General features: G+C 65.7%; 13 protein-coding genes and 1 tRNA gene. 4 read left to right on the forward strand and 10 right to left on the reverse strand.

Annotated elements, in window-relative coordinates; genetic code table 11:
• Position 1: 1 nt before the first annotated feature.
• Positions 2-949, reverse strand: coding sequence for a PIN domain-containing protein (locus ABID97_RS14510; RefSeq protein WP_354399157.1), 948 nt, complete (start codon positions 947-949; stop codon positions 2-4).
• Positions 950-1,578: 629 nt separating this feature from the next.
• Between ABID97_RS14510 and ABID97_RS14515 the strand changes: the two genes are divergently transcribed.
• Positions 1,579-1,953 (forward strand): DUF2513 domain-containing protein, encoded by a 375-nt coding sequence (locus ABID97_RS14515; protein ID WP_354399158.1) that lies wholly within the window; start codon positions 1,579-1,581, stop codon positions 1,951-1,953.
• A gap of 319 nt (positions 1,954-2,272) precedes the next feature.
• Positions 2,273-2,563, forward strand: coding sequence for a hypothetical protein (locus ABID97_RS14520; RefSeq protein WP_354399159.1), 291 nt, complete (start codon positions 2,273-2,275; stop codon positions 2,561-2,563).
• A 506-nt stretch (positions 2,564-3,069) separates the two neighbouring features.
• Here the strand turns inward: ABID97_RS14520 and ABID97_RS14525 are convergent.
• From ABID97_RS14525 to ABID97_RS14565, 9 genes are all read right to left on the reverse strand, one after another.
• Positions 3,070-3,522, reverse strand: coding sequence for a hypothetical protein (locus ABID97_RS14525; protein WP_354399160.1), 453 nt, complete (start codon positions 3,520-3,522; stop codon positions 3,070-3,072).
• Between the two features lie 376 nt (positions 3,523-3,898).
• A complete protein-coding gene (locus tag ABID97_RS14530) occupies positions 3,899-4,069 on the reverse strand; it encodes a hypothetical protein (RefSeq protein WP_354399161.1) in 171 nt (56 codons plus the stop codon).
• Between the two features lie 7 nt (positions 4,070-4,076).
• Positions 4,077-4,439: a hypothetical protein gene (locus tag ABID97_RS14535; protein ID WP_354399162.1), complete on the reverse strand. Its 363-nt coding sequence runs from the start codon at positions 4,437-4,439 to the stop codon at positions 4,077-4,079.
• 8 nt (positions 4,440-4,447) lie between these two features.
• The gene (locus ABID97_RS14540) at positions 4,448-4,693 is read right to left on the reverse strand and encodes a helix-turn-helix transcriptional regulator (RefSeq protein ID WP_354399163.1); all 246 of its coding nucleotides are present in this window, start codon (positions 4,691-4,693) and stop codon (positions 4,448-4,450) included.
• Between the two features lie 99 nt (positions 4,694-4,792).
• Positions 4,793-5,332: a hypothetical protein gene (locus ABID97_RS14545; protein ID WP_354399164.1), complete on the reverse strand. Its 540-nt coding sequence runs from the start codon at positions 5,330-5,332 to the stop codon at positions 4,793-4,795.
• 188 nt (positions 5,333-5,520) lie between these two features.
• On the reverse strand, positions 5,521-6,762 hold the full coding sequence (locus tag ABID97_RS14550) for a tyrosine-type recombinase/integrase (protein ID WP_354399165.1): 1,242 nt from the start codon (positions 6,760-6,762) through the stop codon (positions 5,521-5,523).
• A gap of 235 nt (positions 6,763-6,997) precedes the next feature.
• Positions 6,998-7,074: transfer RNA gene (locus ABID97_RS14555), tRNA-Pro, on the reverse strand.
• 35 nt (positions 7,075-7,109) lie between these two features.
• Positions 7,110-7,814, reverse strand: a complete 705-nt coding sequence (locus ABID97_RS14560) for a glutathione binding-like protein (RefSeq protein ID WP_354399166.1) — start codon at positions 7,812-7,814, stop codon at positions 7,110-7,112.
• A 117-nt stretch (positions 7,815-7,931) separates the two neighbouring features.
• Positions 7,932-9,611, reverse strand: coding sequence for an FAD-dependent oxidoreductase (locus ABID97_RS14565; RefSeq protein ID WP_354399167.1), 1,680 nt, complete (start codon positions 9,609-9,611; stop codon positions 7,932-7,934).
• Positions 9,612-9,767: 156 nt separating this feature from the next.
• On the opposite strand from ABID97_RS14565, the gene ABID97_RS14570 reads away from it, so the two are divergent.
• Positions 9,768-10,634, forward strand: coding sequence for a GNAT family N-acetyltransferase (locus ABID97_RS14570; protein WP_354399168.1), 867 nt, complete (start codon positions 9,768-9,770; stop codon positions 10,632-10,634).
• 176 nt (positions 10,635-10,810) lie between these two features.
• On the forward strand, positions 10,811-12,949 hold the full coding sequence (gene ppk1, locus ABID97_RS14575; RefSeq protein WP_354399169.1) for a polyphosphate kinase 1: 2,139 nt from the start codon (positions 10,811-10,813) through the stop codon (positions 12,947-12,949).
• Positions 12,950-12,955 lie beyond the last annotated feature (6 nt).

Here is a 12,955-nt window from a genome sequence, read left to right on the forward strand (position 1 = left end):
ATCAGATCATTCCCATCAGCAGGTCCCGCACGATCTGGTCGGCGGCCGCGCGGCTGGCTAGTTCGGCGTTCGTCGGGATCAGGTGACTGCCTGTGTCGGTCAGGATGCCGGACAGAACCAGTGTCCTGGCCTCGTGCTCAGCGATGGCCCGCTCAATCCCAAGGCTCTCCAAAGTCGCGAAGAGTTTTTCCTTGCCCGGGTTGCCCAGCGCCTCGTTCATGCCGAAGACGATGACGTCCACGTTCTTGAACGCCTCGCCTCGGAGCTTCTCCAGCGGCGCCGGTTCCCTGCCGGCCGCGTCGGCCAGCTCGCCCGGCGCGGCGCCGCGGACGGGCACGACGGCCGTGGCTGCCTCGACCTCTGCGTCCAGCGCGTCGATGTCCTTGAAGACCTCGAACTCGACGCTCTTCAATGCCCACTCGAACCGCTCGTCGTCGACAAGCACGCAGTGGCGGCCAGGCCTCACCTTGACCTCAAGGGCCGCCTCCAAGATCCACGAGTCGGGAATGTGCTTGCGCTCGACGGTGCGATCCTCGGCCGGCTTGAACGGTGGTGCTCCGTGCATGTACCGCTCCACCGCTCGCGAGGCATGGTCGAAAGAGAACGTCAGCACTTCGACTCGATTGTCGGCCAGGTACTGATGGAACACGGAACGCGAGTTGCGGTCCACTTCGTCGCGTGTAGGGAATATGCATTCAGGCGCCGGTAGGCCTTCGAGGAGCATTGCCAGATGGTCGCGCTGCATCTGTCGCTGCGCCGCCTTTGCCTGCTCTGCGAGCTTGCTGTACTCGAAGAGCAGTCGCGTGCGCCGTTCTTCGATGACTATCTGCGGGATATAAAGCCTGAGGACTCCCTGCTGGACGCGCCGCAGAAGCCGCTCGAAGTTTCCGGTCTTGAAATGCGCCCGGCTCAGAATGCTGGTGTCGATGATGACGTGGAAGATGTCCATGGGCTAAGTTGCGCCGTCGGTTGTCCGCGCCGATAGGCCGGAATGAAGAAGCCTTCGCCCAGAAGGTCGCTGATACGCCTGATGGACAGTTGCGCCGCCATCGTTCCTCCTTCGTCCCTTTTTGCTGAGGCACGGACGACTGTACCCGCATCGAGGTCGAATTTTGCGCGGTGCTGCGGCGGACCCCTAGCAACTGATCGTGGTCAGCCGTCACGGTCCTTCCGGCCAAGCCAAAAGCCATAGATGGCGACGGCGATGACGAGCACCACCGCCTTGAGGATCAGCCATTCGAGCACGCTCATGTTGACGTTGACAGTACTCTAGGCCGGTCGATCCAGGGGCCCTTTGCGAGTTTTGTCAGCCGCTGGGCGCGTTCTTCCTCTAGGAGTTTTGGCAGTTAATGCAGTTGATTAAAAAACAATAATAACTATTTGATTTTGCAAGAAATATTCACCTGGAAGCTCACCTTTTGCCTTCACCAAGCCAGCGGCATGGTGCCGATCAAGGTGAAGGACGAGGTGAAGGCAAGGTGAACACTCGGGCACCGCTAGCAGCACGTGCTATCGCGCGTTTGAGCGCCTTGTCGCCGGTCTGGCCGCGCCCGGACTTCGGCCTCACAATGCCCTCCCATGAAACGCGACTGGGACACCATCCGCTCCGTCCTCGAAGAGATTGAGGGCTTGGGCGAGCAGCAATTCCAGGGAGCTCAATACGCCTACGGCCAAGATACGCCGCCCGACGAGACCGAGAGGGTGCGGCACTTGCTCCTGCTGCGCGATGCTGGCTTCATCCAGGGCGTCCGCTTCGACTCCCTGGGCGGGCCGGGCATTGCATGTCCCGAGTTGACTTGGGAGGGGCACGAGCTTCTGGACATCATCCGATCCAAGACGGTCTGGACCAAGGTCAAGTCGATGGCCAAGGACAAGGGGCTGGAGCTGTCGCTGGATGCCGTGAAGGCCCTGGGCAAGGTGGCGCTTGACCAGGTGATCGGCGGGATCGCGTAGCAGATGCCAGTCTCCTTGCCCGTCAATCCTGCCATCGTCGCCGCCATCCCGAACCCGCCAGGGTGGTGCCTGTTCTGACAGTGGTCCTGGGAACTGACTTGCATGCCTCGCAGCGAGTGGGCCGCCTGGGTCCAGGCCGTCGACGCCATCGTTGCCCTCTACGTCGCCATCAAGGCGCCCCAGTGGCTGGCCGCACGTGAACGCAGGGGTGTTCGACCCGGGTACTTCGCCGTGATCGGCCTCGACCTGCGCACCGGCCGCGATCTGGCTCAGACCTACCTCAGGGGTCGAGTGAAGTCCCCCGGCTACCGGGTACCGGGTGCCCTTGCACGGCCTCGCCACGGCCCTCCCGACGCTGGTGGCCGACGAGACCCTGGACACCACGCAGATCGCCGCGCTCTCCGACTGGTACATGGACGCCACCAGCTTCAACGATTGCCTGGACCTCACGGCGGGGCTGCGACGCGACAAGGGCGATTGGAAGGGCGAGGTCAGCCGCAACATGCTCAAGGCCGAGCACCTGATCGCAGGCACCGACCCACGCCGACCAGCCCGGTACGACGACGCCATGCTCGTCCTTCGTCAACACATGACCACCGCCCTCCGGTAGTGTGTGAGCGCGGTGGTGGTGTGCTCTCGATAGCGGGATGGGTGGTGCGGGTCTGGGCTGCATGGTGCATGGTGCATGGTGCATGGTGCTTGGGCGCCGCGCGAGTCCAGGGCGCGGGCGGCGGCGCTGTGCGAGCCGTTTTCGTCGGGGTGGTCGATGGGGGGGGCAGCCCCTCTGTGACGAGGGGGCTACGGGGGCGCGGGCCGGTGCTCGACGCGCGTTCTGCCGCTTGAGAGGGAAGCCTCCGGAGCGCCGCGGCGGGTGCCCGAAGGCGAGGTACTACCGCGCTGCATGACCACGCCTTCTACAAGGCGGACTCCAAGTGAGGCGCGACCGGCCTCGCATCGCCAGCCGAGAAGGCAGGAGCAATACATGGGGATCCAATGCCTGAGGAGATGGCTTATCTAGATGGTGTCCGTGGGGCGGTACAGGGAGGAGGAAAAAAACGACCATGACAGTACCGTGGGGCGGTACAGCGGCGGTGTCCTCTGCACCGTGAGGCGGTACTACGGCGAGGCCTTCTGTACCGTGGGGCGGTCTAAGACTCGCGTTTTCGCGACGATGGCCGGCTTGTACGCGCTGCGGACGAAACCCGCGGCCGCTCCCGCGTCGTATCCGTTGAGCTTATCGAGACCGTACCAAGTTACCGCGAACCACGAGGCCTTGTTCGGCCGGTGCCCCTGCACGGTCTGGTAGAGCAGGCCTGCGTGGAGCAACTCGTTCCTGGCTTTGACCAGCATGTCGACGGATTTCCATCCGAGCTTGAGCATGTGCGCCCGGGAGCAGAGCAGCATCCCGTTGTTGTCACCCCGCAGCTGTCGAGTGATGTCGATGAGCAGCGCGCGCGCGTGCACGCTGAGCTGGCGGTAGTCAGGGGAATCGATCACCGAGTAGGGAAGGGCGATGAAGGGCCCTGCGTCCCGGTTCGCGTTCTTGTAGCGTGAGGATTTCTTTGCCATTCTCGGTCCGTTTCGAGCCCGTCTCGGGGCCGTTTGAAAACGCGCGGCGCTGCCTGCTACTTCGCCACCGCCGCAAGCACGGATGGCCTGCAGGAGCGCGTGCAGCTGATCAGGCAAGGTGGTTTGCCTCGCTGAGCCCCGAAACGCGTCCTGGGCCTCCTGGCAGGCCTTCACGGGGCCATGCGACGACTCGCAGAGGGCATTGCATCCCGTGGGCGATGTCCGCCGGTTCAGCCGCGCAACGCCTCGCACATCAACCCGGAGCGAAGGCCTTCAGGGGGAAGCGCGTCGGGCAGGTGTGGGTCGGCCGATCCGAGCGTGCAGCGCGGGTCAGGCCAGGCGCGGCTTGCCGCTTCGCGGGAACAGGCCGGCCATATCAGCCCGATGGCGGCGACGCCTCGTGAAGGGGCCAGCCCGCGGCGCGGCCCGGCAGCACACGACCCTCCTCGCCCTCCGTCATCGACAGCGAGGCGCCGCGATCCTGATGCGCCGGGCAGCGCGCGGAGAAACCGGATCCGGATTTCTTGAAGGGGTCGAGGCGGAGCAAGACGTTCTCAATCGGCGACATTGCGATCACCTTTGATGAAATTCAAAAAGCGCTCGCAGGCGTCGAGGTTTGCAAGGGGCTTGATGCAGCCCCACCGCATCGCGTAGAAGGCGGTAGCACCCTCTGCGGGGCTGCTGCGAACAAGCGCATGGCCAGCGATGGCGAACTGGGCCGCCAGGGTGGCGAAGCGCTTTTGGTCGTGATCGGGGGACACATTCACGTCGGTCCCCACTGTGCTGACGCTATCAGGGCGCTCGGTGTTGATCGATTGCTCAGAAAACAGGCACTCGGTAAACTGGCAGCGTTGATTTTTCTTGGTGGCCGTCCGGGATGTGTCCAGCATCCGGACGGCTTTTGTTTTGGGGGTCATGGTGCCCCCTACAGCGTCACGAGTTCAGCGCGCTTGGCGTGCAGGCGATGCACCAACTCGCGAATCTCCGCATCGGACTTGCCCGCGATGCGCGCGGCATTGATCGCCGAGACCTCGTAGTCGGGCAGCCCCACTGCCCGTTGACCAATTTTGATCGGCTTGGTGAGCAAGCCGTCGCGGACGGCGTTGTAGACGCTCGCGTTTGAGCGGTGCCCCATCTCTGCCTTGATGGAGGGGATTCTGAGAATCGGCATTTCTGTGCTCCTTCGTATACGGCCTTGTTTGCCGTTGTGAGATAGGAGCGAATGTCCTTTTTCCAGACGTTCTCGGGCAGAGGGCAACAAATCGGAATTTCAGACCCTCCCCCTGGGGCCCTCCCTAAGGCGCCTGACCTTCCGGTAGGTGTTGAGGTTGTAGTCCAGACGTTTGCGCACCAGTTCGACCAAGCGATCGGCAGGGAGCGGCACGCCCCTCGCGTCCTGAGCGTAGAGCCTTGCAGTGACTTGACGCACGGCCTCCGTCAAGTTGAAGGACTCGCCGTCAAGCTCCGCATACCACCTGTACCGCTCCACAAGGTTGTAGAGCTGCGTTGCGCGCGTGGGGACGGGATTGCGGCGCTGCCCGCGCCCGAGCTTCTTGGTGGCCTCTTCGAGTCTGTTCAGCGCGCGCACCACCTCCTGCTCAGCGCGCCAGAGCGCGCGTTCCAGATCGGAGTTCTGAACTTCATAGAGCGAGGCCAGCGCCTGCCAGCGATCCCTGTTCGTTCGCAGTCGATCAAGTTCATTTCCCGATGAAGCTGCCTCGAGCGCGTCGTGGACTTCATCGAATATCTCGCGCTGAACGTGGGCCTCGGCCTGAAGGTCGCCCCAAGCGGGCTTAAAAGGTTCGTCCATAGAAATACTCACGTGAGGATGCCGACCCCAGGTGAGGCCAGCGAGTTTTCGAAGATCACCGTCAACCGGACAAATACCTGCCACGCCCGGAGGGCGCTGCGTGGTGGCCTATTTCGGCTGAGAGTCACGGCCAGTTGGCCGGCACGACAGGCAACATGTCACCCTGCCTAGCTGGGAGGCCTCGGTTTTCATGCCGCGCGGCCAATCGGTATCACGTCCGCACCTGCCGCAAGCTTGTCCAGGTAGTCCGCCCACTTCTGCATCATGTCGGCCCGATGCTTTGCGTACTGGGTGCGGTTGTAGGCCCGGCCGTTCGCGTCCTTGACGGCATGGGCCAACTGAGCCTCGATCACCAGCGGTTCAACCTCCAGCACTTCGGCCAGCAGCGTGCGCGCCGTGGCACGGAAGCCATGCACGGTCTGCACGGTGGGGCCGTAGCCCAGGGTCAGCAGCGCGGCCCGCAGGGTGTTGTCGCTGATAGGCCGATCGTGACTCCGCTCGCCGGGGAACACCATGGCGCCATGCCCGGTGATCGGGTGCAGGTTGCGGAGAATTTCGATGGCCTGCCGCGGCAGCGGAACCAGGTGCGGGTCGCCGTGTTCCTTGCCGTCCTTGCGCCGCTTCATGCGCGCCGCCGGCACCGTCCACAAGGCCTTGTCGAGATCAATTTCTGACCATGCTGCGCCACGCAGTTCGTTCGGGCGCTGAAAAAGCATCGGAGCGAGTTGCAACGCAGCGCGCACGATCGGGCCACCTTGATAGGCCCGGATCACCCGAACTAGCTCGCCCAGCTTCACAGGGTCGGTAATTGCCGCGAAGTGGCGCTTCTTGTGCGGCGTGAGCGCGCCCTTGAGGTCGCCGGTGATGTCACGCGGTGCCCGCGCCGTGGCCACGGCGTAGCGCCAGACGGCGCGTGCGGTCATCAGCACCCGGTGAGCCACGTCGAGCGCACCGCGCTCCTCCACCCGGCGCAGCGCGGCCAGCAATTCGATCGGCTCGATCTCGCCGATACGCCGCGCCGCGAAGAGCGGGAACAGGTCTTTCTCGAGGTTGCGTTTTTCGCGGATGCCGTAGTGGGTGCTCCAGCGCGATTCATGCTTGCCGAACCATTCCAGCGCGGTGGCCTTGAAGGTGTCGGACGCCACCACCTTGGCCTTCAGCTTGGCCATCTTGCGCGCCTCCACCGGGTCCCGGCCTCCGGCCTTTTGCAGCCTGGCGGCGTCGCGAGCCCTGCGCGCCGCCGTCAGGCTCACGTCGGGGTACCGTCCCAGCGCCAGCGCTTTCTCGGCGCCGGCAATCCGGTACTTCCAGAACCAGCGCCGCGATCCTGCCGGGCTGACCTGCAGGTACAGGCCGCCGGAATCGCTGAAGCGCGCCTGCCTCCGGTCTGGCGGGCATGTTGCGTTCCTGCATTGGGCGTCGGTCAACATGGGGGCGACTCCGAGGGGTACAGCTCCAGCGGGGGCGATCGGGGGCGTTTCAGCTGGGGGGAGGGGGTACAGAGCTCTGCGTACCCCCAAATCACCCCTTTGCACCCCCATTTGTACCCCCACCCGGCGCTGGCAGTCAATGGAGCGCCCTGTTCATCCCTGTCCGCTAAGTCACGGATTTCCCAATGAAAAAGGCCGCTAGGTACATATACCTAGCGGCCTTTGTCTTTACTTATGGTCGGGGCGAAAGGATTCGAACCTTCGACCCTCTGGTCCCAAACCAGATGCGCTACCAGGCTGCGCTACACCCCGACAAGCCTTCTATTCTAGCCCGGATATCGAGCCTCTCAGCGTTTCTCGTACTGAGTCTTGCCGAAAAGGATCTCCCGCTCCTTGTCGCCGGTGATCGGCTGGCGCAGGTCGGCCAGCACTTTCACGCCGCGCTGCACGGCGGGCCGCGCGGCAATGCCGTCGAACCATGCCTTCAGGTGCGGGTAGTCGGTGAGGGTGATGCCCTGGTTCTCCCAGCTGCGCAGCCACGGGAAGATCGCGATGTCGGCGATCGAGTAGGTCTTGCCGGCGATGAATTTGTTCTTCGACAGCTGCTTGTCGATCACACCGTAAAGGCGCTTGGCCTCGTTGCTGTAGCGCTCGATCGCATAGCCGATCTTCTCGGGCGCATACATGCGAAAGTGATGCGCTTGCCCGAGCATCGGTCCGACACCGCCCATCTGGAACATGAGCCACTGCAGAACCTCGTAGCGTTCGCGGTCGCTCTTGGGCAGCAGCTTGCCGGTCTTGCCCGCCAGGTAGACGAGGATGGCGCCAGATTCGAACAGCGAGATCGGCTTGCCGTCCGGACCTTCGGGGTCGGTGATGGCGGGAATCTTGTTGTTGGGGCTGATCTGCAGAAAGTCGGGGGCGAACTGGTCACCCTTGCCGATGTTGATCGGCCGGGCGTTGTACGGCAGGCCGCACTCCTCCAGCATGATGTGGATCTTGTGGCCGTTGGGGGTGGGCCATGAGTAGACCTCGATGGGCGATGCGGGCATGTCGCGGGCTCCAGAAATTGGGGGATGGTGATGCGAGGCAGGCAGCATATACGCGGCCATTCGAACGCGCGCCGGTGCGGGAATTGCGCCCGAGCCGGCACGCGGGCGGGCCCCCGGTCAGGCCACGGCCGAGTTCGACGACAGGTGCTGGTGGATCAGCGCGACCACGGCGGCCCCTTCGCCGATGGCGCCGCCCACGCGCTTGACCGAGCCCGAGCGCACATCGCCCACCGCAAACACACCCTGCACGCTGGATTCCAGCGCCGTGGCCGGCCGCGCCGGAAAACCGGCGCTCGCCGCGTCGCCGGTCCGCACGAAGCCGTGCTTGTCGACCGAGACGCTGCAGCCTTCGAGCCAGCTGGTCTCGGGCTCGGCGCCGACGAAAAGGAAGATGTTGCGCGCCGCGCAGTCGTGCTCCAGGCCGGTCTCCTGGCAGCGCCAGGTCGCACCCGTGAGGCCTTGCTCGGAGCCGCCGTTCAGCTTCACCAACTGGGTGTGCGGATGCAGTTCGATGTTGGGCGTGGCCTCGATGCGATCGATCAGGTAGCGCGACATGCTGGCCGCGAGCGACGGGCCGCGCACCAGCACATTGACCTTGGCCGCATGGCGCGACAAGAACACCGCCGCCTGGCCGGCCGAGTTGCCTCCGCCGACCAGCGCGACCTCTTGCTGCGAGCAGAGCTTGGCTTCGATGGCCGACGCCCAGTACCAGATGCCGCGGCCTTCGAACTCGGACAGCCTCGGCACGTCGGGACGGCGGTAGCGCGCGCCGCTCGCAATCACCACCGTGCGCGCGTTGATGGCGCGGCCGTCGGCCAGCGCGATGCGCAGGCTGCCCATCGCGTTGTCGCGCGAGCAGTCCAGCGAGGTGACCTTGGCGGGGATCAGCATCTCGACGCCGAACTTCTGCGCCTGCACGAAGGCCCGCCCGGCCAGCGCCTGCCCCGAGATGCCGGTGGGAAAGCCCAGGTAGTTCTCGATGCGCGCGCTCGCGCCGGCCTGGCCGCCGAAGGCGCGGCAGTCGAGCACGATCACGCGCAGGCCCTCGGAGGCCGCGTACACCGCGGTTGCCAGGCCGGCAGGGCCAGCACCGACCACCGCGACGTCGTACAGCTCGTTGTGCTCCGCGGTGTCGACCATGCCCAGGCAGCGCGCGAGCGCATCCTCGGCCGGGTTGACCAGCACCGAACCGTCGGGGCACACGGCCAGCAGCTTGCAGGTGCCGTACTGCTGCAGCAGCGCGGCGGCGTCCGGGTCTTCGGCCGCGTCCACCAGGTGATAGGGGTGCCCGTTGCGGCGCAGGAAGTTCTCCAGCCGGGCCATGTCGGGCGACTGCGGCCGGCCGATCAGCACCGGCCCGCTCGCGCCGGATTCGATCAGCGCCACGCGCCGCAGGATCAGCGCGCGGGTGATGCGCTCGCCAAGGTCGGCCTCCGCCACCAGCAGCGCGCGCAGCTGCGCGGGCGGCACGATCAACGCTTCGACTTCTTCTTCGGCATGGCCATCGACCAGCGAAGGGCGGCCGCTCAGCTGGCCCACTTCGGCCAGGAACTCGCCCGGGCCCTGCCGCACGATCGGCACCACGTGCCCCAGGCCGTCGCGCTGCGTGACCGCCACCACGCCCTTGAGCAGGACGAACATGCCGGGGCTGGTTTCCCCTGCGGTGAACAGCCGCTCCCCGGTTGCAAAGCGCTGCACGGTTCCGAAGTGCGCGACGCGCGCGATCTCGGCGTCGCTGAGAACGGGAAAGGTCTGGTGCAGACGGTTGTCGAAATTGCTGCTTGCGGCTGTGGCCATGTACAGAAGCTCCTTGTCGCGGACCCAGCATTAGACAACCAAGCGGCCCGCCCCTGCAGTGCGAACCGGCAGTGACCCGCGTCATGCAATTGCAATGCCGCTGACATGCTGGTTTCACCGCGAGCCAACAGACTCCCTCGGCAGAAAGGGTTCCTCATGAAAGAACTGCCCAACCCGACATTCCCGCTGTCGCAGATCGGATTGCGAGGCGCCTTGTGGCCGGCGCCGTCGGGCGCACGCACCGCGCAGCCCCAGGCGCCTGCCGCCGTGCCGGCGCCGCCGGTCGTCGATCCCAGGCAGGGCATCACCGTGAGCTGGGCGCGCCACCTGGACGAAGTGCGCGCCGCCCAGCGCCTTCGGCACCAGGTGTTCGTCGGCGAGATGGGCGCGCGCGTGAGCACGCCCCTGGCGGGCCACGACATCGACCTGTTCGACGATTTCTGCGAGCACCTGCTGGTGCGCGAAGCACTGACGCAGCAGGTGATTGGTACTTACCGCGTACTCACGCCCGCACAGGCTCGTCGCGTCGGCAGCACCTACAGCGACACCGAGTTCGACCTGACCCGCCTGCGCGACCTGCGCGAGCGCATGGTCGAGCTGGGCCGCAGCTGCGTGCATCCGGACCATCGCCAGGGCGGCGTGATCCTCGCATTGTGGGGCGCGCTGGCCGGATTCATGCATCGCAACAAGCTCGACACCATGATCGGCTGCGCCAGCATTCCCATGTCGCACAACGGCGTGACCTGCGGCGACGCGGCGGCGAGCATCTGGCGCCAGCTGTCGGCCAGCCACATGGCGCCGATCCAGTACCAGGTCCAGCCGCGCCTGCCGCTGCCGGTCGAAAGGCTCGACGGCGCGCTCGACGTCGAGCCGCCGGCCCTCATCAAGGGGTACCTGCGCCTGGGCGCCAAGGTGCTGGGCGCGCCGGCCTGGGACCCGGACTTCAACACCGCGGACCTGCCGATGCTGATGCGCATCGACGACCTGCCGGCGCGCTACCGCAAGCACTTTCTCGGCGCATGAAGCCAGCGGTTGCCCGGCCCCACGCGGGGCCGCATGCGCCTTCATCCGGCACGGTGCCGCGGGAAGACGGCCTGCAGGCGTCACGGGAGCGTCACGAAACAGTCACAAACGAGGGCGACACTGTCATATTTCCGCCTACATGTGCTGCCGTGCCGCTTGCTCCAGAATCAGTGCCCATGCAATCTGCCCACGCTGACCGGACGCTTGCGGGCGCGGCTTCGGCGCTCACGCTGCTCGACCGCGATCACAGCATCCTGTCCTTCAACGAGCGCGTGCTCGACTGGGCCCATCGCCGCGAGGTTCCGCTGGTCGAGCGTCTTCGCTACCTGTGCATCGTCTCGTCGAACCTGGACGAGTTCTTCGAGGTACGTGCCGCGCCGCACCTGATCGCCAGCAGTGCCGGCGACCGCAAGGGCAGCTACACCATCGAGTCGTTCGAGCGCCTGTCCGAGGCCGCCCACGCACTCGTGGCGCGCCAGTACACGCTCTACAACGACGAGCTGATGCCGACCTTTGCGAAACATGGCATCCACATCATTTCGCACGGCGAACGCAACGCGGCGCAGCGCAAGTGGGTCAGCGAATATTTCGAGCGCGAGGTGCGCCCGCTGCTGATCCCGGTGGGCCTTGATCCGGCACACCCGTTTCCGCAGGTGGCCAACAAGTCGCTCAACTTCATCGTGCGGCTCGGCGGCAAGGACGCCTTCGGGCGCGAGAACCCGATCCAGATCGTCAAGGTGCCCCGCGTGCTGCCGCGCGTGATCCGCATGCCGGCCAAGGTGTCCGATGGCAAGACGCTGTTCGTCGCGCTCTCGAGCGTGGTGCGCGCGCACCTGTCCGGCATGTTCCCGGGACGCGAGGTGGGGGACTTCTCGCAGTTCCGGGTCACGCGGCATTCGGACCTTGCCGTGGACGAGGAAGACGTCAAGAACCTGCGCACCGCATTGCGCCAGGGACTGCAGCACCGGCACTACGGGCAGGCGGTGCGGCTCGAGGTGTCGGCCAGCTGTGCCGAGTCGCTCGCGAGCTTCCTGCTGGCGCAGTTCAACCTTCCCCCGCAGGCGCTCTACCGCGTGCACGGCCCGGTCAATCTTGCGCGCCTGACGCAGCTGATCGACCTGCTGGAAGAACCGCAGCTGCTGTTTCCGCCATATGCCGCCTCGTACCCCGTCACGCTGTCGCCGGCGCAGTCGTTCTTCGAGCGGCTGCAGCGCGGCGACGTGCTGATCCACCAGCCCTTCGAGAGCTTCGATGGCGTGCTCGCGTTCCTGCGCGAAGCCGTGCAGGACCCGCAGGTGCTGGCCATCAAGCAGACCATCTACCGCACCGGCGCCGATTCGGAGCTGATGGACCTGCTGCGCGAGGCCGTGCGCCGCGGCAAGGAAGTGACGGTGGTGGTGGAGCTCAAGGCCCGCTTCGACGAAGAGGCCAACATCAACTGGGCCGAAATGCTCGAGTCGATCGGCGCGCAGGTGGTGTATGGCGTCGTCGGCCTGAAGACCCACGCCAAGATGCTGCTGGTGACGCGCCGCGAAGGCAAGCAGATGCGCCGCTACGGCCATCTGTCCACCGGCAACTACAACCCGCGCACCGCCAGGCTCTACACCGACATCAGCCACCTGACGGCCGACCCGCTGCTGACGGCCGACATGGAAGCGGTGTTCGTCCACCTTGCAAGCCAGAGCCGGCTGCCCAAGCTCAACCGCATGTGGCTCGCGCCCTTCGACCTGCACAAGAACCTGGTCCTGCAGATCGACGCGCTGGGCCAGGCCGCCGCCGCAGGCGAGACCACGCGCATCGTCGCCAAGATGAATGCGCTGACGGACGAGCAGCTGGTCGCCGCGCTCATGCGCGCGGGCCGGTGCGGCGTGAAGATCGACCTCATCGTGCGCGGTGCGTGCACCTTGCCGGCGCAGGTGCCGGGGCTGACCGACAACATCCGCGTGCGCTCGGTGATCGGGCGGTTTCTCGAGCATTCGCGGGTGTTCTATTTCCGCAATGGCGAGGACGAGTCGCTCTATCTTTCCAGCGCCGACTGGATGAACCGCAACATGATGCGGCGCATCGAGCTCGCCTGGCCGGTGACCGATCCCAATCTTCGCCAGCGGCTCATCGACGAGTGCCTGGTGGCTTACCTGCACGATGGCCGCGATGCCTGGGACCTGGGAGGCGACGGCATCTACACGCGCGTCGACCGCGACACCCATCCGGGCGAGGAGGGCGCCTCGCGCGCGGTCGAAGCGCATGGCGCACAGACCGCGCTGATGAACCGATACGCGTCGCGGGGACTTGGCCCCGATGCATCCAGCAACTGACGATCG

This window comes from Variovorax sp. OAS795 (assembly GCF_040546685.1).
GTDB lineage: Bacteria > Pseudomonadota > Gammaproteobacteria > Burkholderiales > Burkholderiaceae_C > Variovorax.

Bases quoted from the DNA above. Each gene is read 5' to 3' on its own strand.
- ABID97_RS14510 (WP_354399157.1), bottom strand. From the start codon at position 949: ATGGACATCTTCCACGTCATCATCGACACCAGCATTCTGAGCCGGGCG.
- ABID97_RS14515 (WP_354399158.1), top strand. From the start codon at position 1,579: ATGAAACGCGACTGGGACACCATCCGCTCCGTCCTCGAAGAGATTGAG.
- ABID97_RS14525 (WP_354399160.1), bottom strand. From the start codon at position 3,522: ATGGCAAAGAAATCCTCACGCTACAAGAACGCGAACCGGGACGCAGGG.
- ABID97_RS14535 (WP_354399162.1), bottom strand. From the start codon at position 4,439: ATGACCCCCAAAACAAAAGCCGTCCGGATGCTGGACACATCCCGGACG.
- ABID97_RS14540 (WP_354399163.1), bottom strand. From the start codon at position 4,693: ATGCCGATTCTCAGAATCCCCTCCATCAAGGCAGAGATGGGGCACCGC.
- ABID97_RS14545 (WP_354399164.1), bottom strand. From the start codon at position 5,332: ATGGACGAACCTTTTAAGCCCGCTTGGGGCGACCTTCAGGCCGAGGCC.
- ABID97_RS14550 (WP_354399165.1), bottom strand. From the start codon at position 6,762: ATGTTGACCGACGCCCAATGCAGGAACGCAACATGCCCGCCAGACCGG.
- ABID97_RS14560 (WP_354399166.1), bottom strand. From the start codon at position 7,814: ATGCCCGCATCGCCCATCGAGGTCTACTCATGGCCCACCCCCAACGGC.
- ABID97_RS14565 (WP_354399167.1), bottom strand. From the start codon at position 9,611: ATGGCCACAGCCGCAAGCAGCAATTTCGACAACCGTCTGCACCAGACC.
- ABID97_RS14570 (WP_354399168.1), top strand. From the start codon at position 9,768: ATGAAAGAACTGCCCAACCCGACATTCCCGCTGTCGCAGATCGGATTG.
- ppk1 (WP_354399169.1), top strand. From the start codon at position 10,811: ATGCAATCTGCCCACGCTGACCGGACGCTTGCGGGCGCGGCTTCGGCG.